The 24,055-nt window shown below is 39.9% G+C and carries 24 protein-coding genes and 2 riboswitches; of the genes, 2 read left to right on the top strand and 22 right to left on the bottom strand.

Annotated elements, in window-relative coordinates:
- The 19 genes from cobT to AN960_RS25405 form a co-directional block, all read right to left on the bottom strand.
- Positions 1–1,041 (bottom strand): nicotinate-nucleotide--dimethylbenzimidazole phosphoribosyltransferase, encoded by a 1,041-nt coding sequence (gene cobT / locus AN960_RS00630; RefSeq protein ID WP_056465471.1) that lies wholly within the window; start codon positions 1,039–1,041, stop codon positions 1–3.
- The gene (locus tag AN960_RS00625; protein ID WP_056465469.1) at positions 1,034–2,554 is read right to left on the bottom strand and encodes a cobyric acid synthase; all 1,521 of its coding nucleotides are present in this window, start codon (positions 2,552–2,554) and stop codon (positions 1,034–1,036) included. The genes cobT and AN960_RS00625 overlap by 8 nt, the downstream gene beginning before the upstream one ends.
- Complete coding sequence (locus AN960_RS00620; RefSeq protein WP_056465468.1) at positions 2,547–3,917, bottom strand: cobyrinic acid a,c-diamide synthase CobB; 1,371 nt, start codon at positions 3,915–3,917, stop codon at positions 2,547–2,549. Before AN960_RS00620 ends, AN960_RS00625 begins: the two co-directional genes overlap by 8 nt.
- Positions 3,918–3,934: 17 nt before the next feature.
- Entirely contained in the window at positions 3,935–5,056 is a 1,122-nt protein-coding gene (locus AN960_RS00615; protein ID WP_056465465.1) for a cobalt-precorrin 5A hydrolase, read from the bottom strand.
- Entirely contained in the window at positions 5,056–5,829 is a 774-nt protein-coding gene (gene cobM / locus AN960_RS00610) for a precorrin-4 C(11)-methyltransferase (protein ID WP_056465463.1), read from the bottom strand. Before cobM ends, AN960_RS00615 begins: the two co-directional genes overlap by 1 nt.
- Positions 5,826–6,527, bottom strand: coding sequence for a precorrin-2 C(20)-methyltransferase (cobI, locus tag AN960_RS00605; protein ID WP_056465461.1), 702 nt, complete (start codon positions 6,525–6,527; stop codon positions 5,826–5,828). The genes cobM and cobI overlap by 4 nt, the downstream gene beginning before the upstream one ends.
- 2 nt (positions 6,528–6,529) lie before the next feature.
- Positions 6,530–7,720 carry a bifunctional cobalt-precorrin-7 (C(5))-methyltransferase/cobalt-precorrin-6B (C(15))-methyltransferase gene (locus AN960_RS00600; protein ID WP_056467005.1) on the bottom strand — a complete coding sequence of 397 codons (1,191 nt, stop codon included), beginning with the start codon at positions 7,718–7,720 and terminating at the stop codon, positions 6,530–6,532.
- Position 7,721: 1 nt separating this feature from the next.
- Complete coding sequence (locus AN960_RS00595) at positions 7,722–8,825, bottom strand: cobalt-precorrin-5B (C(1))-methyltransferase (protein WP_056465459.1); 1,104 nt, start codon at positions 8,823–8,825, stop codon at positions 7,722–7,724.
- Positions 8,826–8,828: 3 nt separating this feature from the next.
- Positions 8,829–9,476 (bottom strand): precorrin-8X methylmutase, encoded by a 648-nt coding sequence (locus AN960_RS00590; RefSeq protein ID WP_056465457.1) that lies wholly within the window; start codon positions 9,474–9,476, stop codon positions 8,829–8,831.
- Complete coding sequence (gene cobK, locus AN960_RS00585) at positions 9,477–10,289, bottom strand: precorrin-6A reductase (RefSeq protein WP_056465455.1); 813 nt, start codon at positions 10,287–10,289, stop codon at positions 9,477–9,479.
- On the bottom strand, positions 10,286–11,209 hold the full coding sequence (locus AN960_RS00580; RefSeq protein ID WP_056466997.1) for a sirohydrochlorin chelatase: 924 nt from the start codon (positions 11,207–11,209) through the stop codon (positions 10,286–10,288). The genes cobK and AN960_RS00580 overlap by 4 nt, the downstream gene beginning before the upstream one ends.
- A 63-nt stretch (positions 11,210–11,272) precedes the next feature.
- Complete coding sequence (cobJ, locus tag AN960_RS00575; RefSeq protein WP_056465453.1) at positions 11,273–12,898, bottom strand: precorrin-3B C(17)-methyltransferase; 1,626 nt, start codon at positions 12,896–12,898, stop codon at positions 11,273–11,275.
- Between the two features lie 53 nt (positions 12,899–12,951).
- Entirely contained in the window at positions 12,952–13,335 is a 384-nt protein-coding gene (locus AN960_RS00570; protein WP_056466994.1) for a (2Fe-2S) ferredoxin domain-containing protein, read from the bottom strand.
- Between the two features lie 125 nt (positions 13,336–13,460).
- Positions 13,461–13,642, bottom strand: a riboswitch (cobalamin riboswitch).
- A 167-nt stretch (positions 13,643–13,809) separates the two neighbouring features.
- A riboswitch (cobalamin riboswitch) is annotated at positions 13,810–13,996 on the bottom strand.
- A gap of 587 nt (positions 13,997–14,583) precedes the next feature.
- Complete coding sequence (locus AN960_RS00565; protein WP_056465451.1) at positions 14,584–14,778, bottom strand: DUF2187 family protein; 195 nt, start codon at positions 14,776–14,778, stop codon at positions 14,584–14,586.
- Between the two features lie 827 nt (positions 14,779–15,605).
- A complete protein-coding gene (lsrF, locus tag AN960_RS00560; RefSeq protein ID WP_056465450.1) occupies positions 15,606–16,397 on the bottom strand; it encodes a 3-hydroxy-5-phosphonooxypentane-2,4-dione thiolase in 792 nt (263 codons plus the stop codon).
- Positions 16,398–16,400: 3 nt separating this feature from the next.
- The gene (locus AN960_RS00555; protein WP_056465448.1) at positions 16,401–16,769 is read right to left on the bottom strand and encodes a cupin domain-containing protein; all 369 of its coding nucleotides are present in this window, start codon (positions 16,767–16,769) and stop codon (positions 16,401–16,403) included.
- A gap of 19 nt (positions 16,770–16,788) precedes the next feature.
- A complete protein-coding gene (gene lsrK / locus AN960_RS00550; RefSeq protein ID WP_056465447.1) occupies positions 16,789–18,351 on the bottom strand; it encodes an autoinducer-2 kinase in 1,563 nt (520 codons plus the stop codon).
- Positions 18,352–18,355: 4 nt separating this feature from the next.
- Positions 18,356–18,475, bottom strand: coding sequence for a sugar-binding domain-containing protein (locus tag AN960_RS25410; protein ID WP_502692480.1), 120 nt, complete (start codon positions 18,473–18,475; stop codon positions 18,356–18,358).
- Between the two features lie 2 nt (positions 18,476–18,477).
- Entirely contained in the window at positions 18,478–18,687 is a 210-nt protein-coding gene (locus tag AN960_RS25405) for a sugar-binding domain-containing protein (protein WP_502692491.1), read from the bottom strand.
- Positions 18,688–20,036: 1,349 nt separating this feature from the next.
- Here AN960_RS25405 and AN960_RS24250 point away from each other — a divergent pair.
- Together AN960_RS24250 and AN960_RS00545 are read left to right on the top strand one after the other, a co-directional pair.
- Entirely contained in the window at positions 20,037–20,165 is a 129-nt protein-coding gene (locus tag AN960_RS24250) for an anti-repressor SinI family protein (protein ID WP_156339577.1), read from the top strand.
- 477 nt (positions 20,166–20,642) lie between these two features.
- Entirely contained in the window at positions 20,643–20,960 is a 318-nt protein-coding gene (locus AN960_RS00545; protein WP_156339576.1) for a hypothetical protein, read from the top strand.
- Positions 20,961–21,466: 506 nt separating this feature from the next.
- On the opposite strand, the gene AN960_RS00540 is transcribed toward AN960_RS00545, so the two are convergent.
- The 3 genes from AN960_RS00540 to kduI form a co-directional block, all read right to left on the bottom strand.
- A complete protein-coding gene (locus AN960_RS00540; protein ID WP_056465444.1) occupies positions 21,467–22,297 on the bottom strand; it encodes a sugar phosphate isomerase/epimerase family protein in 831 nt (276 codons plus the stop codon).
- 84 nt (positions 22,298–22,381) lie between these two features.
- Positions 22,382–23,164 (bottom strand): 2-dehydro-3-deoxy-D-gluconate 5-dehydrogenase KduD, encoded by a 783-nt coding sequence (kduD, locus tag AN960_RS00535; RefSeq protein ID WP_056465442.1) that lies wholly within the window; start codon positions 23,162–23,164, stop codon positions 22,382–22,384.
- Between the two features lie 36 nt (positions 23,165–23,200).
- A complete protein-coding gene (kduI, locus tag AN960_RS00530; RefSeq protein WP_056465439.1) occupies positions 23,201–24,031 on the bottom strand; it encodes a 5-dehydro-4-deoxy-D-glucuronate isomerase in 831 nt (276 codons plus the stop codon).
- Positions 24,032–24,055: the final 24 nt, after the last annotated feature.

Below are 24,055 nucleotides of genomic sequence, written 5' to 3'. Positions count from 1 at the left end.
TTACTCATTTGAAATTCCAGCCGATGCAAAAGTGGCCATTTCTTTTAACATTAAGGTTGCTGATTGTAAGATTGGAAAGGCCACTGCTGCCCCACTTCCTTCTCCTAGCCGCAAATCTAAATCAAGAAGTGGCTTTTTGCCTAATAACTGCAGCGCAATTTCATGTCCAGGCTCGACGGAACGATGGCCGACAATCATATACTCCGCTGCTGTCTCACAGATTTCCCTTGCCAAAAGAGCTGCAATCGTGCAAATAAACCCATCTATTAATATCGGAATTCGGTTTTGAGCGGCGGAGAGCATTGCACCTGTCATTCCGGCAATTTCCAAACCGCCAATTTTTGCTAAGATATCGATGGGATCCTTCCGGTCAGGGTTCCTTTCCTTTATCGCCCTTTTGATGACCTCTTTTTTATGACGAATTTTTTCTCGTGCAATCCCTGTTCCTCGGCCGACGAGTACATCGATGTCCTGTCCGCTTAAAACCGCTGCAATCGCACTGCTTGACGTCGTATTACCAATCCCCATTTCACCAACAATTAGGCATTTGATTCCCTGTTTAATCATCTGTTCCGCCCGTTCATAGCCAACTGTAATGGCTTGTTCGGCCTCTGCTCTTGTTATTGCATCTTGTTGGCAAAAATTGTTGGTTCCATAGCGAATTTTTCGATTCACAAACCCGTTAGCATCAATATCTGCTGCCACACCGATATCGACGACTTCAAACATGGCTCCGATTTGCCGGCTAAAAACATTGATGGCCGCACCGCTGTTTAAAAAGTTTTTGACCATTTGCACGGTAACTTCCTGAGGGAAAGCGGACACCCCTTCTTCGACTACACCATGATCAGCGGCAAAAACTATAACACCGGGCGGTGATACGACTGGGAATGATACAGATGTCATTTCCGACAGATGAATGGCTAATTCCTCTAATTTCCCCAAACTGCCCGGAGGTTTGGTTAACGTATCGATATACTCACGAACTTTTTGTCCCATTTCTCTATCAAGTGGCTGGATTCCTGTTATTACGCTATTCATTGGGTGATCTCCTTTTTTGATAATCCTTCATTAAATGTTCAATGACATTCAGTTTAACGTGTGCCCTTACATGTTCTGCCAGCCGGTCAAACGCTTCTTCCCGCAATTGGTTAAAAGATTGGCGCATGTGGATGGGCTCCAATCCCTTTTTACGGCGGAGCTGATTAAGTAATTCCTCACGAAATTCATCATTATGGAATATCCCATGAAAATAAGTGCCTATGACGGTTTCGTCTAGAGAATAACAACCATCCCATTTTTCATTTGTAAAAATAAGCCCTTGGGACGATCCTGTCGCCACGGTTTCACCCATATGAATCTCGTAACCTGTCACATGAAATTTTTTTCCGAAAAGATGCAACTCCCCATTTGATAGGATCGTCGTCTTATCTTTCGTAATGGTAGTTTCAATTGGCAGTAACTGAAGGCCTTCGATTTCTTTATGAAGAGACTCGATCGCCAACGGATCCTCAATTTTATCACCGAGCAATTGATAGCCACCACAGATCCCGAAAAGTACGGAGTGTTTCTTTTTATGTAGTTCTGCTATTTTTTGAGCGATGCCGCTCTTTCGTAAAAAAAGTAAATCTTCAATCGTATTCTTGCTGCCCGGGAGAATGACTAAATCTGGATTTAGTAATTGATCCGCTCTCGTTATAAAACGAACATGACAATCCGGCTCAGCAAAAAACGGGTCGACATCGGTGAAATTTGAGATTTTCGGATACTGAATCACCGCGATATCCAATTCTTTTTCAGTATTTTGAGTAGATGTATATTGATTTAATATCACGGAATCCTCGGCATCAATATTTAGATTCTGCAAGTAAGGAATCACGCCGAGAATGGGTTTTCCTGTATACTCCTCAAACCACGTTAATCCAGATTCTAGCAGGCTGAGATCACCGCGGAATTTATTGATGATTACACCAATTACTCGATCGCGGTCCTCTGGTTCCATTAGCTGAAGGGTTCCTACTAAACTAGCAAACACTCCGCCTTTTTCGATATCCCCAATTAAAATCACAGGGGCATCCGCCATTTTGGCGACCCGCATATTAACTAGTTCCCGGTCATTCAGATTAATCTCGGCCGGACTACCAGCCCCTTCAATGACAATTCGTTCATAATTTTGGGACAGAGTGGACAGTGATTGTTGAATAAGTTCCAATCCCGTTTGAAAGAATTCCCGGCGGTACCTTCCTGCTTCCATATTTTTATATGGTTTACCATGGACGACAATTTGGGATTGGTTATCTCGGTTTGGCTTTAGTAGAATCGGGTTCATATCGGTGGTTGCCTGAATACATGCGGCTTCGGCCTGAACACCTTGTGCTCTGCCGATTTCTTTTCCATCCACTGTGATATAGGAATTTAACGCCATATTTTGTGATTTAAATGGAACCGTTTTATATCCGTCCTGGGCGAATATCCGGCAAAAGGCGGTCACGACAACACTTTTGCCAACATCCGAATTGGTACCTTGAAACATAAGTGGGAGAGCTTTAGTCATTTTGTTTGAACTCCTTACATTTCTTCACCCAATTTTCGACAAGCTCAGGGCATGAGCCAAAATGAAAATGGGTATAACCTGCAATTAAATTCCCTTTCCTATAGCCCTCCTGCTTAAACCCACGCATCCCTTTCGTTTGGTAGGCCGGTTCAAAAACCGTTCTCGGATGAAAGGTGGAGTAGTGAAATTCATGGCCTCTTGCACTCAGATTTCCCGCTAACAAGAAATTTTCTTCTTCTGCAGTGATTTCTCGGTATCCCAAAGCAGCTAGTTTTGTCTGCATTTTCACCTTTCCAGGAATGATCCCTACCATGTTGTAACTCGTTTCATCCGTTGTTTCCAACGATTCAGTTAAGTACATAAACCCGCCGCATTCTGCCAAGGTTGGCATTCCTTTTTCAATGGCCGTTCGAATCGAGTTTTTTACCTCTGTCTGTTTGGTCAGCTCCTCCGCAAATTCCTCTGGGAAACCGCCACCGATATATAAGCCATGGACATGTTCCGGCAGGCATTCACCTTTTAATGGAGAGAACTCGATTAGCTCGGCTCCTGCGGCTGCTAACATGTCGAGATTTTCCTGATAGTAAAAATTGAAAGCGGCATCTCGTGCGACTGCAATTTTTACAGTTGCCTGCTCCGCTCTTTTAAACTGGGATTCTTTTATCTTTAATAGAGGGGCTTGTGCCAAGTCATATATAGAATCTACATCAACTGTTTCAAGGACCAATTTACCTAGTTGCTCAAAAAATGGATCCAATTCTCCCCGTTCAACGGAGGGTATCAACCCTAAATGCCGTTCCGGTATCGAGAGTTCCTCGTTTCTTTTCAAATAGCCAAGGACGGGAATACCGCATTCTTGCTCAATCGCGGTTTGAACGATTTTAAAATGCCCTTCGCTACCCACCCGATTGGCGATCACCCCGACTATATTGGCTTCCTTCAAAAACGTTTGAAATCCCTTTACAATGGCTGCCGCACTACGGGCCATACTGGCACAATTCACGACCAAAATGACCGGACTTTCGGTGACGAGACTGATTTCGGCAGTTGATCCCGTATTATTTAGAGGATTTTTCCCATCAAAGAATCCCATGACCCCCTCGATGACGGAAATATCCGCCCCATTACTTGCGAGGTTAACAATTTCTTTGACCATCTCGTGGTTGAGCATCCAGCTGTCAATGTTTCTTGACGTTCTCCCCGTGACCGCCGTATGATAGGTCGGATCGATATAATCTGGACCGCATTTAAAGCCCTGGACGGTATAGCCCTTTTTCCTTAAAGCAGACATCAGCCCGATTGTCAGCGTCGTTTTTCCGACACCGCTGCCTGTCCCTGCAATCACAAGTCTACGAGTAGACATTCTATTTCCCTCCTCTCTCAATAGGGAATCACCGCTACTGATATGGTGACATTACCTGATTTCTTCTTTATCAACGTTAGATGTTCCGCTGCGCTGTACAATAAAGCAGCCGGCTCACTGACACCGTATGCACCGGTAAATTTAAAGACTGTTTCAGAAGGGTTCTGAAGTTTAATCGAATTCAATTCAACTGGGGTGTAATAAATAAACTCCCAGCCGTTTTTTTTCGCCACTTCAAGCAGTCCTGCTTCATCCTTTTTTAGATCTATCGTGCAAACCGCTTTGACACTTTTTTTTGAAAACTTTAATTCCTTAAGTGTTTCGTCGATTACTGCTTCGATTTCCGCTGCAGTTGTCCCACGGTTGCAACCCAATCCAAGGGCGATCACCTTTGGTCGATATAAAACTCCATTATGTAAAATCTCCGTTTCATCTTCGGATAAATTCCGATGGGTTACTACTAAGGCAGCATCTGGCTTTGCGGCCAGCGCTTCTTGAATCGATGAATACGGCTGAATATTTCCTGGTAGCGGCCGGTCATATGACCACCAGTCTTTTTCACCTGACTCCTGAACCACGGCGATTTTTTCTTCGTTTACAACCGAAGCGCTAACGGGCGTCAGCTTATCAGCCGAGTCCCAAATCCAGCCAAATCGTTTCCCGAACAAATCAACCGCAATCGTTTCCTGTACGTCTGAAGCTGTGGTAATAATTGGACGGGCCTGTAGAGTGGCCGCCACTTCTTTCGTTAGTTCATTTGCACCGCCGATATGGCCTGACAGCACGCTGATCACATGTTCACCCTTATCATCGATAACGACAACCGCAGGATCTGTTTTTTTATCCTTTAAAATAGGTGCAATCATTCGTACCACGGCTCCAAGGGAAATGATGATAATAAGCCCATTGTAGGCCTCGAAAAGAGCGGGCAGAAGAAGTCGAACGCTCCCGGTAAATAACTGGATGTCCTTGTTCCTCTCATCTCCTTTTTCAAACTTCGCCATATAGTACACATCGGCATTTTGAAACGAATGTCCCAGCTTGCGGGCCAGTTCGACCCCATGCTTTGTAATGGCGACAACCGCATAGTCCCCCTTCTGCTGGATGACCGCCCTTTGCGCTTCTTGGAGCTCGATCATTACGATTCCACCCCCCTACGGAATCCGTGTGTAAACTGTTTGTCATACAGCTTGGAACGATAATCTTGTTCGTGGATGTTTTCATCCAGTGCCCATCCTGCTAAAATCATCGCCTGTTTACGAATCCCATTAATCCGCATATCCTCGTCTAAGCGTTCCAGTGTGGTCCGGACAATTTTTTGATCTGGCCACGACGCTTTATAAACAACCGCAACAGGAGTATCCTTGCTCCATCCTGCCCCGGTCAATTCCTTGACAAGTTTCTTCGTTAACGTCGCACTTAAGAAAAGCGCAATCGTGCAATTATGTTTTGCTAAATCCGCCAGCTTTTCAAATTCTGGCACAGGTGTCCTACCCTCGGCTCTTGTAAGGATCACGGTTTGGGTTAAATCAGGAATCGTCAGCTCAGCTTGAGCGGCCGCGGCGGCCGCAAACACAGAACTCACACCTGGAACAATTTCTATTTCGATTCCTCTCTTCTTTAACAAGACGATTTGTTCCATAATCGCCCCATAGACAGCCGGATCGCCCGTGTGTACACGAACAACCTTTTTCCCTTGCAGAATTCGGTCAGCCATGACGTCAACCATTTCTTCTAAGTGCATCCCAGCAGTTTTCAATATTTCGGCGGAAGGTTTTGCTTTTGCAATTAAGTCTTCGTTTACAAGAGAATCCGCATATAGAATAACATCTGCCTCCTGAAGATACTGAAGGCCTTTTACCGTGATTAAATCAGGATCGCCCGGTCCGGCACCAATGATATAAAGCTTCATTTTCTCACCACCATTAATGTTAAATATTCAAGCTCAGCTCCTTCGAGCTCATCTGCCCTCCAAATAATTTCTTCATCCGATGTTACCTTTGTAACGACTGAAGCCTTGTCAAGCAAATCTAAATCTCGTAATACTTCTAGCATTAAATCAATCACTTTCGCTACTTTTATAAAAATGACACAATCATTGTCTTGAATGACTTTTTTCATGGTTTCATAGTCATCCCGTGCTGGAACAATCGCAACATGCTCATCCCCATCTGCCAATGGAATTCCCAGCCTAGAAGCCGCCCCATTGATGGACGAAATCCCCGGAACAACTTCAATCGGAACTTGCGGATACTTCTGCTGCATCAAACGCATCATATGAATAAACGTGCTGTATAAAAGAGGGTCCCCTTCAGTTACAAAAGCAACATCCTTTCCCTCCTGCAGCTTGGCCCATACATTTTCCACGGTTTCCGTCCATTTTCTTTCTAATGTGGCTGGATCCTTTGTCATTGGAAAGACAAGGCCCAGCATTTCTTTTTCGTTCGACTGAAAATAGACATCAATGATTCGATGGGCATAACTTTTGCTGCCCTTTTGTTTTTTCGGATAGGCAATCACTGGTGATTCCTTTAATTTACGAAACGCCTTAACGGTAATAAGCTCTGGATCTCCTGGGCCAACCCCAAGGCCGTATAATGTACCTAACATGTTTACTCCCCTTCCTTGCGCCAAGCTTCGATTATGTAAATCGGATTTAATGCATCAAATCTTGTTAAATTTAAAATGGGCTTACTTCTTGATATTTGAGCAAGAGTAATGTTCGTCTCATATCCTCGCTCTTTAAACACAAGCATCGCTTCTGATAGATTTTCAATTGTGACGGCATTTAAGACAATGCGTCCACACCCTTTCAAGCGGCTACAGCAAATATCCAAAATGTCCTCCATCCCACCTGCCGTCCCGCCAATAAATACCGCATCCGGATCCGCGAAGGTTTCTAGTCCCTCTGGTGCTTTCCCATGGACGAGTGTTGCATCCACACGAAACTTTACTAAATTTTGCTTACAGTTTTCTAAGTCGCCCTCGTTCTTTTCGATGGCAAACAATTGTCCTTCCCTGGCGATTTTCGCAGCCTCAATCGCAACAGAACCTGTGCATGTCCCAATATCCCAAACCGTGCTATCTTCTTTTAACCTTAGGCCACTAATGCTTAGTGTGCGAATTTCCTTTTTTGTAATTAAGCCCTTATCTGGTTTACGCTGTAAAAATTCCGAATCGTCAATGCCTATCGGCCAATGTGGGCTTTCCCCTTTTTTCTTAAGAATTACTACATTGAGCGGTGAAAACTCTTCATCCTTCATTTCAGAAAGGGTAAACCAGCGGCATCGTTCCTTGTCACTGCCTAGGTTCTCGCCCACAAACGCCTCATATTCAGTCATGCCAAAGGAAAGTAAATATTGAGCGATTTTATTTGGGGAATTTTCTGTGTCGGTTAAGATTGCGACTGTTTTTTTTCCATCCACCCGCTGTGCCAACCCTTTTATACTCCTGCCGTGAACACTAGTAAAATAAGCATCCTGCCATCTTTCTTTCATTCTGGCAAAAGCAAGCTGGATTGAACTTATATATGGATAAATATCCAAATCGATTTTAGAAGATAAATAGCTTCCAATTCCATAGAATAACGGGTCTCCTGAAGCTAGAATGACTACCTTTCTAGTCTCCGACTGCAACCGTTCCACTAGAGAATAAAGCCCGCCTTCAATCGCCATTTTTTCGCCGGCGAATTCAGAAAAAAAAGCAAGCTGTCTTTTTCCTCCTATTAAGAGTTCACTTTCATTAATCCACTTTTCGTACATTGGGAGTAGGCTGACTTTCCCTTCGTCCCCAATGCCGATCATTTTAATTGATGGCACTCTTTCGCACCGCCTTTCCTAACAATTGCCCCTTCATGGTATATAGGGTCGTATCTATGTCGATCCCACCATCGACTTCTTTTAACGCAGCGACGCAGCAATAGTCGCTAAGCATTTCGAAAAAGGATAGGTGGCCCTGTGCTGTCATCAAATCACCAACCTGTGATGCCGTATTGGCAGTTCGAATTTCCTCGACCAGTGTAGCATCAGCACCGGTACGGCTTGCCACCTCAGCTAAAAAATCAAAATCTATAGGGGCACTTTTTGAGTGAACCATCATGATCCCCATTGCCACTTTTGAGAATTTCCCCATCATGCCGACCATCGAAACTCTCTTTACCTCTTGCTTCTTGCATTGTTTAAGAGTAAACCCGACAAAGTCACCCATTTCGATAAAAGCTTCTTCAGACAGCTCAGGAAATTGCTTCATGGCATTTTTCTCGCTCCGCCCGCCTGTTGTAATGACAACGTGCTCACAGCCACTTGCTCGGGCAACACTAATTGCCTGGATGATACTAGCTTTATAAGCGGCTGTGGAAAAAGGAACGACAATCCCGCGGGTTCCGAGAATAGAAATCCCGCCAATGATCCCTAAGCGTCCATTGAGTGTTTTTTTGGCGATTTCTTCACCGGCTGGTACGGAAATGACGATTTTAATGCCTCTTGTAATCCCGAATTCTTTTAATACCCCTTCTGCTGTCTCGCAGATCATCCTGCGGGGAACGGGGTTAATCGCGGCCTCGCCGACAGGAACGGGCAAGCCGTCCTTTGTAACGCGGCCAACACCAATTCCCCCATCAAGCACAATGCCTGGTTCATCGAGCCATGACACAGTAGAAACAATCAAGGCCCCATGGGTGGCATCTGGGTCATCCCCCGCGTCTTTTATCGTACTGGCTGTAGCCGTTTGTTCCGTTACTTCACAGTTTTCTACCTGAAAGGTTGCAAACCGCTTAACGGGCAAGTATATCGTTGATTCTGTTTGCTGTTCACCGGTAATTAATGCCGTCAGCGCTGCTTTGGTGGTTGCTGTTGCGCAGGCCCCAGTCGTATATCCTTCCCGCAGCTTACCTTTTGGTACTTCCTGCATGGGTTATCCCCGTTCAGCCATAATGGAAATGGCATTTAATGCGGCAACGGTCACGGTACTGCCACCTTTACGGCCAATATTGGTGATGAATGGGATATCGAGCTTAGCTAGTTCTTCCTTTGACTCAGCCGCAGAAACAAACCCAACAGGCAATCCAATGACAAGACCAGGTTTTGCTTCTCCTTCTTTAATTAGGCGGATAAGTTCGAGTAAGGCGGTTGGGGCATTCCCAATGGCAAAAATACCGCCATCTGCTTCTTTGATCGCCTTTCGCATCGAAATAATCGCCCTTGTTGTATTCAGCCGTTTGGCTTCCTGGATGACATCTGGGTCGGAAATATAGACTTTGATTTCTCCACCGAATTTTTGAATTCGCGATTTATTTGCCCCACTTTGAATCATTTGAACATCTGCAACTACCATTTTTCCGCTCCGAATCGCCCGAATACCGGACTGAATTGCGTCAGGATGGAAGAGGACGCTTTGCCCGAGTTCAAAATCAGCGGATGCATGGATGATACGCTGGACAATTGGATACTGTTCCTCGGTAAAAGGATGCTCACCAATTTCTTCATTAATCATTTCAAAACTTCTACCTTCAATCTGTTCCGGCTGGACGGTTAAGGGTTTAAATTCGGTACGAAAATCCATTTATCTCACTCCTGTATTAAAATGATTGTTCTGTTGTAACGTTGGTGTGGAACCAATCTTTTTATGTAATTCTGCGATGACATCGATAAAATTAGTATATACCGTGCCATAATTCAGTTTCGGGCGGCCAATAAGGATAACCTCAATCCCCAGTTCCTTGGCTGCTTCCACCTTTTCATCGACCGATCCGACTTTCCCACTCTCTTTAGTCACCATTAAGTTCACGCCATATTGCTTATATAGGGCTTTGTCGAACTCTTTTGAAAATGGGCCCTGGATCGCAATAATATTTTTCTGCGGCAGTCCTAGTTGCTCACATTTTTCCATATTATCTATACGAGGCAGCATCCTGGCGATCAAGCGAATGTCCGGGTTACCTAATAGTTTTTCTGTGAAAATTTGAAGCGTCTTGCTGCCTGTCGTCAGCATTACCACGCCTTTATTGGCCAATGCAAGCTCGGCAGCTTCCTCGTAGCTTTCGACGACTTTCATTTTGTCATATTGGAATTTTTGTGACTCCCGTTCATACCGAACATAGGGGATTCCCGCCGTTTCGGCCGCCTTGATTGCGTTTTTGGAAGCTTCTTCAGCAAACGGATGACTGGCATCGACAACCGCTAGAATCCCTTTTGTGTCAATCAACCTCACCATGTCTGTATCCGTTAATCTTCCTACTTGAACACGTATCCCTGACTCCCTTAATTCAACTGCTGCATTTTCTGTGACTACTGAGGCAAGGAAATCGAAGCCTTCCTTTTTTATTTCTAAAGCAAGGGCTCTTGCATCACTTGTTCCGGCTAACACGAAGATCATCCTCTATCTCCAGCCTTTTGCACCGCATGTTCGTGATCATGGTGATGGTCATGATGGTGATGGTCATGGTCGTGATGATGATCGTGGTCATGATCATGGTGGTGGTGATGATCGATATGTTCCATCACATTAAGACGATATTGGCAAGTATCGCAGTTCATCTTCACCTCATCACGGAGAGCTTCTTCCACCCGATCTATTAAAATCGTCTGTAATTTTGGATGATAACCAAAATAGTCAGCCAACCGAATTTCGACAGCGGGATATTGATTTTGAATAGGTACCATCATATCTTCTAAGCGTTTAATCAGGATGCCAGTGAATAGAAAGTAAGGCAGGATTACTACTTTTTTTGCTCCAAGTTTAATACAGCGCTCAATCCCTTCGTTCACTAAAGGATTGGTCACCCCCATAAAAGCAGGTTCGACGATTTTATAGTTTGTTTTTTCCCATAGTAATCTAGCAATTTTATATAAATCACTATTCGCATCGGGATCACTTCCGCCACGTCCTAACAAAAGGACAGCCGTATCGTCTTCGATGGTTTCTACATTCTCGCCAATTTCCATTAATCTAGTTTTTAGAATTTCAAATGTTTCCTCATGAACACCAATTGGCCGACCATAAGTAAATTGAACAAGCGGATATTTATTCTTTGCCTCATCAATAGCTGCTGGAATATGAATTTTGGAGTGTCCTGCCTGTAAGAGCATGATCGGAATCACGACAATATGGTCGGCCCCTTTCTCTACACATAGATCGATGCCCTGATTCACTGTTGGTCGTTCAAATTCTAAAAAACACGTCTCGACCAGAAAAGAACTTTCCCAAGTCTTACTCATCTCACGGATGAACTCACGAACCTGCTGATTTCCCTCTTGATCTTTACTTCCATGCCCCACAAATAAAATTGCTCTCAAAATATTTCCTCCCCTTTGTTTTTTAAATGCCTTACCTTCCAATTACCGCTAGTCTTCTCTCCTTTATTCCCCGCAAACAGCCGCTTCGATTTTAAGGTTTGGTGTGATATCCTGATACACAAAACCTTGAACCTCTTTGACCCGTTTAAAAAATTTATAGAAACGTTCATTTGGATAGGCCTTTTGTTGGTACTCTTGAACAATCCCCTCTATGATTCCGACAATTTTGTCCGGTGCAATTCCTTCAGCTACGATTTGGCCAGTATGAGCGGTTCTTCCTGCTGTCTTGGCTCCTAAAAACAAATCAAACGCTCCTTTACGGTAGACAATGCCAATATCTTCTTTTACGGCTCCATAACAGGCCATGCCGCAGCCATTCACACCAAGCTTCAGTTCTTTTGGGAGTTCTATGCCACCAAGCCTTACTTGTAGCTCATCGGCATAAGGAATGGAATCCTTCTTTTCTCCGTCACAAAAATCACATGCTTTTACGGTTAATACGTCGCCAACAGGAGCAATTAAAAAGTTGGCTGTAGTTAGTTTTTTAATAATCTCATCAGGCTTAGAGGTTAAAATTTGCAGCTTCATAAAATGGTCTTGTGTGTATTCCATGACTCCTTCTTCTCCGACAATTTCGGAAAGAATAACCATCTGATGCGCGGTAAATTTTTTATTGACGACACCAGGGCTGACCGCTACCTCAAAAATAGATTGAAAGTCTTGCTTCACAATTAAATCTTGGTTTCGTCCATAGGTCTCACCAAGGTTCATTTGCAAGGCTTCCTCAGCCAACTCTCTTGGCGACTCTTTCACTGAGGTTGGGGTGACTGGTTTCTTGTTTATCGGCATTACATCTTCCATTTGCTCCAGTGCCCATGGTTCGGCTTCCTTTTGCAGTCGCTGATGCGGTTTCAAAGGCTGAATTGCCTGATTTAATGTATACTTCCGCTGATAACCACGCGGAGTGATCATTAATTCATCGTAGAAAAATGTTGAAGAGTTGCCTATTAAAACGGTGGTTAACATGCCAATTTCATGATCTAACATCTCTTGTAAATTGGTTAAGACGATCTTTTGACTATCACGGAAGGCGCTCTTTACCAATCCTACAGGGGTGTCTGGCGAGCGATATTTTAATAGAATTTTTTGTGCTTCCATGATCTGCCGTGTTCTTCTCCCGCTTTTTGGATTGTATAGGGCAATGACAAAATCAGCTTGAGCTGCCGCTTCGATTCGTTTCTCGATCAAACTCCAAGGTGTTAAATGGTCACTTAAGCTAATCGTACAGGCATCATGCATGACCGGCGCGCCTAATAAAGCAGCACAGGAGTTGATGGCAGAAATGCCAGGAACCACCTCTACTTTTACCCCTGAGTCTTTTTTCCAGCCTTTTTCAATTAGCACTTCGTAAACAAGTCCTGCCATTCCATATACACCGGCATCACCGCTCGAAATGACAGCTACCGTGTAACCGAGCTCAGCTTGTTTCACAGCCTCTTGGGCACGGCTCACTTCTTCTGTCATTCCTGTGCTGATGATTTGCTTTCCAGCTATTAATCCCTTGATTAAATCAACGTAGGTTTTGTATCCGATGATGATATCACTTTCTTGGATGGCTTCCTTTGCCCGTCCGGTAATATGTTTTTCATCACCAGGGCCAAAACCAATTACCAATAATTTGCCTTTCACACTATTACGCCACCTTTCACAATTTCAAACTAGAATCCAGCTACTATCCGCTGTTAAATCTTTTCTTTAACCGCTTTTTGTATTCCTTCGATGCATTCCGACCCTTCTGGATGTATGAATCCAGCTTCGGAATATTGATAGATCGAATGCTCCTGAAGGCAATGACCTTCCGCCAGATGACGCTTTACAATCGTAGTTCCCACTTCTGGGGTTACGTTTTTATACCAAGTCCCTGAAGGATAGACGATGGCAACGGGTGCATCCTTACATCTCCCATTGCATCTCGTTCTTGTAGTATGTATGATTGAATCTAAGCTTAAATTGGTGATTTCATTCCGTATTGCTTGTGTCGCTTCCTCCCCACCCTTTCTCATACAGCTGCTGCCGTTACAAATGAAAACATGGTGTTTCGTTCCTTGTAAATTCCAAGTAGTCATGTCACACACTCCCTTTCGTTTTTTCATAAAAAAAGCACCCCTATGAACATAGGGGTGCAGAATATATACACACAAAAAATAGCGATGTAAGTTCAGCACTTCTACCTATGTTCCCGTAGGTTGATTGAAGCTATTAGGTAAAGGCAGGTCTCCTGACTTAGGTTCATCATTCTATTGCGTCTTCCCAAATTCCTTCAGTGACATCTGCAATGAACTCCCCTTACAGTGGCGGGTACCGTGACGGATTTAAACCGTACTTCCCTATTAAGCACAATTTTCATTGTGCACCAATCCTAATCTATTCAATTTTTAAAAAGACTTGTTTCTTCTAGAGGCATAAAAAAATGATTTAGAATCATTAAAACGAAAAAATCCGTTCAACATAAGTTGAACGGATAAAACGCCAGCACAAAGAAAGTTAATAAATAATCCTTTTTGTCCAAACGTTTCATCTTCTCAACCCCCGAAGAACTCGAAACTTTAAAAGCTAAGACAGGTCTCCTGACTTGTGTATCTTCCTACTTTAGACCCTTCCCGTAACGTCCATATAAACGTTTCAGTGGTTTGTCTATTTCGTCCACACTTACAGTTGCGGGGACAGTTCTGGTAATGCTCCAGATTCCCTATTAAGCCCTAAGGCATCTTAACTAATTGTTAACAAATTAATATTTAATTTATTATATATTAATATACTAGTCTATCAGATTTAATATTTCAAGAGTTTTTAGACTTCTTTTAAGAAAACGCTAACCGCCAATAACTTCATCCTGTTTAAGTAATTGAATTAATATAGAAATAGCAGAAATTAAATATCGACATTTCTTTTTTTAAAACTTATTGTTATTTAAGGACAAGTAAAAAGAGAACTCTTCGTGTGGTTTTCTTGTAAATTTGTGCGTGAAATTGTCCGCACTTTTTTTATTTTTTATTTAATTCTATAAAAATTAAAATAAAAAAACCTTGTAATTACAAGGTTTTTTAATTATATTTTCTCGACTACTACAGCCGTTCCATAAGCAACAATTTCATTGTTACTCTATTACATCTTATCAACCCGTTACATTTTCACATCACAAAACCTATCTAATCCGTCCCGAGTACTGGCCCCACCTACGCCAAATACGATGATGGCCACACATGCCATCCAACCTACTATTCAGTATATCAGAAAACGCTTACATTTTCAATATTTAGAATTTTCGTTTAAAATATTTTATAACTCATGTATAACTGACTTTCCTTTTTCCTTCATACATCATCAATTACTTGATAATTTTTGTGTGATACAACTGTTCTGTTTCCTTCAAACACCAATTCCGTTTTATTATCGATTATATTTACAATAACTGTATTTTCATTGACCTTTTCAACAATCCCTTTAATTCCATTCTTAAAAAAGACATGTTCCCCTAATTCAGCTATATTTTTTGCCTTGAATTTCATCTTCTTCTCCCCAATCATCATCATTATTTTTCTTAGTTTTACTTCATTGCTATATTTTGATTTTTCTTATTCACAATTGAAAACGCCTTCATCAATATGTAGATGAACATTAGTTCGTACCAAGTTAGCTAGCTTAAATGATAATACGACTAAATCCTTTTTGTAATTCTAACTTATACAAATAACCTAGTGGACATTTTTTTATTCGTTTCATACAATGATGAAAAATTAAGAAGAATGATTTTAATTACTTTTTCTTTCAAACTACTTTTTTATTATATTACCAAAACTTTAGATATAAATATAGTATTTTTTTTAAATACTGAAATTTTAGGAGCGTTTAAAGACATCGATATGGTTATTATAAAATTGACTTCAAGCGAAAGGTAAAGGAGATTAAACAAAATATTCTACGATATTTTAAGCTAATTACCATTTAAAACATTGATCAACTAATACCTGTATCTAAAATTAAATATTAATTCGTTAGAATGGGCATATAAAAGATGGAATTTTAGCTCCACCATTTTTGCTAAACGTCAGTTAGTTTATTTGTTTGACCGTATCACCAAAGTATCAACTAGTTTAGAATCATCACCTTATACAACTAATAAAAATAGTCCGTTAGTAACATTTTTTAAACCATTAAAAAAGTGTAAGAAATTTTTACATCCCTACACTTTTCTTAATTGATTAATTATTTTTGTGACACAGTTATTGTTTTTGGACTTGTCGTAACTTTAAGCCTTGTTTACTAATCACTTCTGTTGATACTGTGTTCGTAGCATTATGGTGGTATTGTAAAAGGTTTGCTTTTTTAACACATATTAAGCTTTTACTTTTGAAGAAGATTCATATAAATCTACCGCTTCATTTACTGTGAATCCTTTATGAACGATGGAATGTATCGCTTGGATCATTGCAAGTGGATGTTGAGATTGCCAAATATTTCTTCCCATATCCACACCAGCTGCACCTTGCTCCATAGCATTATACGTAATTTTTAGTGCTTCACGAATTGTATCAAATTTGGGGCCACCTGCAATAACTATTGGAACCGGGCACTTACTTGTTACCTGTTCAAAGTCGTCGCAGTAATAAGTCTTAACAATATCGGTTCCCATTTCAGCAAGAACTCTTGAAGCTAATGCTAAGAACCTGGCATCCCGTTTTTCAAGCTCTTTTCCAACTGCAGTAATTCCAAGTACAGGTATTCCGTAATCATGAGCATCAGTTACAACTTGAGCTAGATTTGTTACTGTTTGAGTTTCATAGTCAGATCCAATAAAAACCGAAACCCCTACACCAACAACATTATGGCGAATTGCTTCTTTTATTGAAGTAACAATCGTTTCATTCGCTAGATCCTTCCCTAACGTTGTAGGACCGCCCGAAACACGAAGAACCATTGGTTTTTCCGTATTTTTCGGAATACATGCTGCAAGTGTACCTCTTGTTAAATATAGTGAATCCGTGTATGGAAGTAAGTCTCTGACAGTTTCTTCAGGCTTTTCTAAACCTCTTATTGGCCCTAAGAAATAGCCATGATCTATCGCAAGCATTACAGCCCTCTTATTTGGTAAGATTTTGTTTAATCGATTTTGAAATCCCCAGCTCACTATCTATTCACTCCTTAACTTGATTTCTGGATTCTTTATATTCACAACATCTCTTTCCAAAATATGCGGAGATTTAATGAAGAGGGCTTTAAAGATTTTGTCAGTTTGATTGATGAGGTAATGTGCATCTCCTGGTCGGCATTGAATCATATCACCTGGTATTGTAGGAACTTTATTACCATTAATATAGAAATCTATCTGCCCTTCTAGGATATAGAAAATTTCTTCGCAAACTGTATGATAATGGTTTTGGAAGTCTTGACCTGGTTTCAATACAACCACACCAATATCTATATTTGGACCTTTTGTTAAATATTTCGGCCCGTTGTCGCCAAACCGATAATCGAAGTCATTTTCGTGAACTTTCTTCATCCCTTCACACCCTTTCACATTATTCCAGACCAGGTGCCTTCCACATATGCGTGGTTAAACCACGATCAGCAAGTTGAAGCTGTTTTAAATATACACTTCTCCACTTTTCATAGATTTTTAGGTATTGTTTATGATTTTCATTGTTAGGTATATGCGTCCTCTCCCACTTTACAACTTGTTTAACTGCTTGATGGATATTCTCATAAATTCCTATGCCAATCCCCGCAAATAATGCGGTGCCAAGTGCTGCTGTTTCTTTAACTACAGGTACTTTCACTGGTACTCCAAGGACATCTGCTAGGGTTTGGCTCCAAAGTTTTCCTTTCGAAGCACCACCAGTAAAAATAACTTCACTTGGATAATAATCAGTTTCTTCTTCTATAATCTTTAAGTTTCCTAGTGTGATAAGCGCAGCATTTTCTTGAATCGATTTAAACATTTCTTTTTTACCAGTCTTTAGAGGATCTAGAGTGAGATTAATAAATGATGGAGATGCATGACGCCAAGCGCTATAATTCATCGTATCTGAAAATATAGGAATAATCCCATTTGCCCCAATTGGAACATTTTTTGACTTTTCTTCTAAAATTTCATACGGGTCTCGACCGGTCATTTTTGCTTCTGTTTTTTCCAAATCACAAAATGCATCACGAAACCATCTCATTACAAGCCCGGGGAAAAAAGCAATGGTTTCTAGCTGCCATAATTCAGGCACTGCATGGCAGTTAACCCGTATACGGCCACTTTTGTCAACTAAAGGCTGTTTCACATTGACTTCCTGTTGCCAAAATGATCCACCTGATACAACAGCTTGCCCCGCTTTTACCGCACCAACACCAACAGAAGCCATTTGAGCATCTCCGCCTCCACAAATAACCGGAGTTCCTGAATTCAAACCTGTGTACGCTGCTACTACATCCGTTACGTAACCGATAACGGTACCAGCTTCATTTACCGGAGGAAATAAATTATTTTTTAGTCCGCACATTTTTACTACATCACTTTCCCAATTCCTTTTCTCAATATCAAATATCCCTGTAGTACACCCATTTGAAGGATCCACTTGAAGTTTCCCTGACAATTTATAAAGAATCCAATCATTAATCATTGTCATGTCAGTGGCTTTTTCATAAATGCCTGGTAAATGATTTTTTATCCACAAAAGCCTTGGCAGTGCCCCTAATGCAAACATTTGACCTGTTAACCTATAAATCTTGTATTCTAATTCAGGATCTAATTCCTTTAATGCTTTGACTTCATCCGAAGCTCGAGCATCTACATTTGCACAAGCCCAAATCTCCTTACCCGTTTCATCATAAAGGACAATTCCTTCCCTCATACTCGTTGCACTTATCGCTTTTATTTTTTTACCGTCTACTCCTGTTTCTTCAATAACAGACTTTACACACTGAACGACTAACTTCCAGTTTGTTTCCCAATCAAAATCCATAGATCCTGGATACTTATCATTTGATAAATGGTTCCATTCTATTTGTGAAAACCCAACTTGATTTCCTAATTGATCAAACAAAACAGCGCGAATACTACCAGTACCAGCATCAAATGCCAGAATATACGCCATTAATTTATTTCACCTCCATATTGAGTAATGAAATAGCTGTAGCTTCATCTGTTATTAACACCTTAATATACTTACCTTTTAAAGCTCCGTAGATGGCCTCAATTTTTTTCTCTCCGCCAGACACGGCTATAACATATAAGGCTCATAGGCTCTTAGACTCATCAACTCCGTGCCGATTAGCCTTTTTTGGTGTGGCAAATCAATAATTTTACCATTTTGATCGTAAAATTGACCTAAAATATCGCTGGCTTCATTCGGTTGTTTAATAAATGTCAGTTCGTTCATGGTCATTTTTTCTTCCTGAATAATCGTGGCATCAGGATAAATACCGACAATACCAACAATGATTTATATTGTGGATTTAGCCACCTCGGAATGTCTTTTATTGAAAGTTTAGATAAAAATTTTCCTGTCATTTCTTCGGTTGAAGCCAAAAATGGAGCAGGAATCACATGTATATCCTGAAACTTTTCCAAACCGCCCTTTTTTTGACGGCGATTATGAAGATAGTAAAGAACTCCCCCAGTTAAGATTACAACTGAAATATGACTAAGGGTTCGATTTTCAAATATTCAATTGGTCTGGAAACAGCTCTTCTCCAAACTAGGCCAACCATAAATATTTATTTTGAGTTAAGCTCTCTTTATAGTAGTACCAGGCTACTTTCATCAGCATATTTTCCATATATCGTACTTGGCTCATCTACTACTACACCGCTTAACGAAAGTTTCCCATTAAAAAAATTGTTTACCTACTTATTAGAAATATATCCGTAATTTTAATAATAAGACCTTACAAAATAAGTTTCCGGCCCTCTCATTTATTACTGTAGCACTCTTAATTGAAGTTAAGGTTTTATACCTTTCGACTGTATAAGACAATTGCTTCAACCTTTTCCAACTAATACATTTCTACGATGTGTTTCATTATTGATCAAGTTAGAATCAGAAGGCTACTGGTCCTCTTTTGCATTCAAACTGTTTGGTAACAGCATTCTTTTTAATCCTCCAATTCCTATTAATTTCTGTATTGCTAGAAATATTACATTTGGCTAGTTGCTATGTGTACAAATTAACTGATTTCCACATGGTTCATCACGTATTTTTCAAACTATCACCAGGAGCATAGCCGTCAAATACTTTTGTGGCGATCATTTCTAAATAAATAAATTTCACTGAATCGCCTTTAAATAATATGTATATTTTGGAAATTATATTTTTTTTTAAAAAATCAAAAAATTATTCGGAATTCTTACTAAATTGCCCGATATTATTAGAATGTTTTTAATCAAAAAATATAATATATGGCTAAAAATTAGTACTTTTTTAGTGAAAAATCTAAAATACCCTCTATTTTTTGTATATATAACGTCTTCGATAATCAAATTTATCGATTTAGATCGAATGCAAAAAACTAATTTTATCAATATTCCCCCAATATACAAAGTATTTCCGTGACAGTATTATAAAAAGAAGGAATCAATATTACGATTATTACAAAATTTCGTAATATTAGAAAGAGAATTTTCGACAAAAAGAACAAAAGTAAAATGACGGTGAAGTCGAATGATCAAGATGCTAACAAAAATAAAGAAACTACTAGTTAAAGTAGATAGACGGAGGAAACATTCATATTAATGATTTAATACACCATTAATACATTCATTATTCAAGGGGGGCTTTACTATGCAATCAGAACAAGAAAAAATTTCAACAGATTTAAACTGGATAGATTTGTTATTAGAATGCATTGAAATAGGAATAAGCGCTGAACAAGTTAGGTCATTTCTTTATAATTGTAGTACTAAAGAGTGAGTCAATTTAATTTGGCTCAAAAGACTGAATAAAAATCACTAGATTGATAACGGTTTAACATAAAAAAGACCACGAATTCGCAAAAATATTTTTTACGAAATCAAGGTCGGACTAGAAAATGTTTATTTTAAATAGCAAAAACATTTTTGAATTAGACATCTTTAATTCAAAATACTTGCCACTTCTACATGTTTAGTTTGTAATTGGCAAAACTTGAGATGCTAGTAAGTTACATAAAGATTATAAAACTTAAACGTCTCCAGTTGACAGGGACACTAAACAAGTTCATAAAAAAGATTTGTTTTCCTTCATCCATTCATGTTGATTTACTTTCTTCTTTTGGCTTGTGAGTTTCCTTCCTCTCCTATCATTTACCGTAGACCACCCACATACATTTGAATGAAAGAGTTGAAAAAGAGCGAAATATTTTGCTTAAGTTTTCAGATATTTAGTGGAACTTTAAAGCGAGGTGAACAGGTGAAGAAAATCATGATCTTTTTTTGTGTACTTATGATGGGGCTGGCGATAACAGCTTGTTCGAAAACAGAAACTGTCACCATTAACGGAAAAGAAAAAATGGTGAGCAAGCGATTTATCAAGGCAGTGACAAAAAGACATCAAAATACAGTGAAAATGCCGTTTCCAAAAAACAAACACCCAGTTTATGAAGTGGTTTATCAAAAAGAGGAAATCGATGTTTACAAAATCAACAAAAACGTCATCATCAAAAACAGGACAGACTGGTATAGCGTCTCAAAAAGTGAATATCGTACCATTCAAGACGAAGCAAACTAAGAGACTGAAACTCTCAGATCTTTAGTTTTATAACCCCTGTTTAAGTGAACCAAATATATTCCCCCTCAAATTGCCTCTCTTCAAATAAAAAATCCTATTTATCTATCATTCGATAGTTGAATTATTAACTAAATTTTGTTTTTTCTAATTTTAGACCAATTCTATGAGTTTATAGAACTAGTGTTCTCTGGATGCACAATTATTTTTTTAATAAGAAAAATGTCCGGCATCCTAAAAAGATGCCAGTATTTTTTACTAGATACGAAAAGCTTTTCTTTATGGGGATTTTTCGTACGGTTTACTTGTAAAATTGTCCGCACTTTTTTTATTTATATTTAATTCTATAAAAAGTGAAATAAAAAAACCTTGAAATTTCAAAGTTTTTCCGATCATATTTTCTCGACTACTACAGCCGTTCCATGAGCAACAATTTCTAACATATTTTTATTATATTACATTCATATTGGGATAATATAGAAAAAAATACCGTGAAAGTGAACTTATTTTTATTCTTGTTTCCGTCTCAAATAGTCAATGCTTTCTTCTATGAAGGGTTCCTTTGTTCCTTCTATTAAAATATCTATATTTGGTTTTTTATCCTTTATTAAACTAAATAGCTTATCGTAATTTAACAAACCATGCCCCACAGGCACTTGTTTTAGTGAGCCACCCTTAATAACAAAGTCTTTCGCATGGAAAATAACCATTTTGTCTCCCAATATCTTAAATGCCTCTTCAAAAATTTCCTCCTGATTTTTATAGTTATCAATGGTCAATAGATTAACCGGATCAAAAATAACTTGGAGATTGGGAGAGTCAATCATATCTAAAAGACGCTTCATCGTTTGGACAGAATAAATTGGGTGATTTACTCCCGCTTCTACTCCGACAATGACACCAAATTTTTCCGCTTCTTTTACTAGTTCTGAAACACTTTCAACTACTTCCATAAAAGGCTTTTCTTTAAAGTTTTCTTTTGTATACACAATCTCTGCATTGACGTTACCCGTTTCTGTCGCCACAACGCTGCAGCCAAAATCCTTTGAGAATCTTAGATACTCTTTGAAACGATCCATCCCCTTTTTTCTCTCTATTTGGTCTGGATGAATCATATTAAAATAACAGCCCAAAACGGCAATTTGAAGCCCTTTATCAGAAAAGGCATTTCCAATATGTTTGGCAATATCAGAGGATAGACTTCCAATTCCTGAATAGAATGCCGGCAAGGACTTGTTTAGTGCAAGCTGAACTCCGGTCAATCCTTTAGCGGCTATATCATTAACGAGTTTTTCTAAATTATTTGTTTCGATATCATGGGCTCTGATCCCTAAATTCACAAAAATACACCTCTTTCATTTTCAAAAAGCCGTACCAAAAAATCTGGTGCGACTTTTTGATTTTTTAAAATTTCACTTGCGGGGTTATCTGGCAAGCCATCCTCCATCAACTGTTAACACATGTCCGTTCATATAGTTAGATGCTTCACAAGCCAAGAACACTACAACACCCATCAAGTCTGCTGGACTAGCCCAACGTCCGGTAGGTATACGAGAAAGAATTTCCCCATTGCGTTTTTCGTCGGCACGAATTGGTGCGGTATTATCAGTAGCAATATATCCAGGTGCTATGGCATTGATTTGAATATTGTGCTCGGCCAATTCATTAGCAAACGCCTTTGTAAGGCCGGCTACAGCATGCTTGCTGGCTGTATAAGGAGGAACAAATTTACCTCCCTGGAATGAAAGCATAGAAGCAATATTGATGATTTTTCCCGATTTTTGTTTGACCATTCGCTTCGCTGCTTCTTGACTGAGGAGATACAAAGAATTAAGATTAATTTCCATGACGTCATCCCAATCTTCCTCTTTGTATTCTAATAGCGGTGCTCTGCGGATAACTCCCGCGTTATTCACCAGAATATCAATTCTGCCAAATTCCTTAATACATTCTGAAACTATTTGTTTTACTTTTGTCCTGTCACTTAAATCTGCTTGGAAAAATACCACACGTTGGCCGCTCTCTTCAATTAATTTCTTACTTTCCAGCCAGTCACCACTTCGTGCAACTATAAATAGATCTGCCCCTGCCTTGGCTAATGCAACAGCGTACGCCTGCCCAAGCCCCTTATTGCCCCCGGTCACAATCGCAACTTTTCCTTTCAGGCTGAAAAAATCTAGTGAAAAAGTGTTTAGTTCATTAGACACTTTGATAACCTCCGCTCCAAAAATTTATTCAAATTATTATCTCAAATCTTCGATTTTTACAAAATCCATGTCCGTATAAGTGATGTTCTCTCCGCACATACCCCAAATGAAGGTATAGTTGTTTGTTGCTGTCCCTGTATGTATTGACCAACTTGGCGAGATGACCGCTTGCTCGTTGTTAATAATTAAATGTCTTGTTTCATCCGGTTTACCCATAAAGTGAAATACTCGTGTTTCTTGTTCCATATCGAAGTATAGGTATACTTCCATCCGGCGTTCATGTGTATGGCATGGCATGGTATTCCATACACTGCCTGGGGACAACATCGTTAATCCCATTTGAAGCTGGCAGCTTTCGCACACATTCGGATGTACGTATTGGTATATTTTACGCTCGTTCAATGTGCCAGGCTCACCGGTTTCAAGAGGTACAATTTTATTGATATCAATTTTAACTGCTGGATATATATGATGAGCCGGAGTAGAATTAATATAGAATTTAGCCGGATTGCTAGGATCGTTTGAACGGAACAATACTTCTCTTGTTCCCTTTCCAACGTATAATCCGTCTCGAGCCTTCATACCATATTCAGCCCCATCAATGATGACAGAACCATCACCTCCAATGTTAATAATTCCAAGTTCTCTACGCTCGAGAAAATACTCAACACCTAATTCTTTGTTTAGTTTTATAGTCAATTCGCATTCAGTCGGTGTAACACCTCCGAAAATCATACGGTCATTGTGAGTATAGATTATGTGGACTTGCCCTGGCTCAAAAAGTGTTTCTACTAAAAATTCTCTTCTTAACTCTTCAGTTGTATATTTTTTCATATCTTCTGGATGAATCGCATAACGTGTTTCCATCTTCCATATCTCCTTCACCTTCAA

This window comes from Bacillus sp. FJAT-25509 (assembly GCF_001420605.1).
Taxonomy (GTDB): Bacteria; Bacillota; Bacilli; order Bacillales; family Bacillaceae_G; genus Gottfriedia.
Note: the sequence above shows the minus strand (reverse complement) of the source record. Positions and strands in the feature narration are given on the sequence as shown.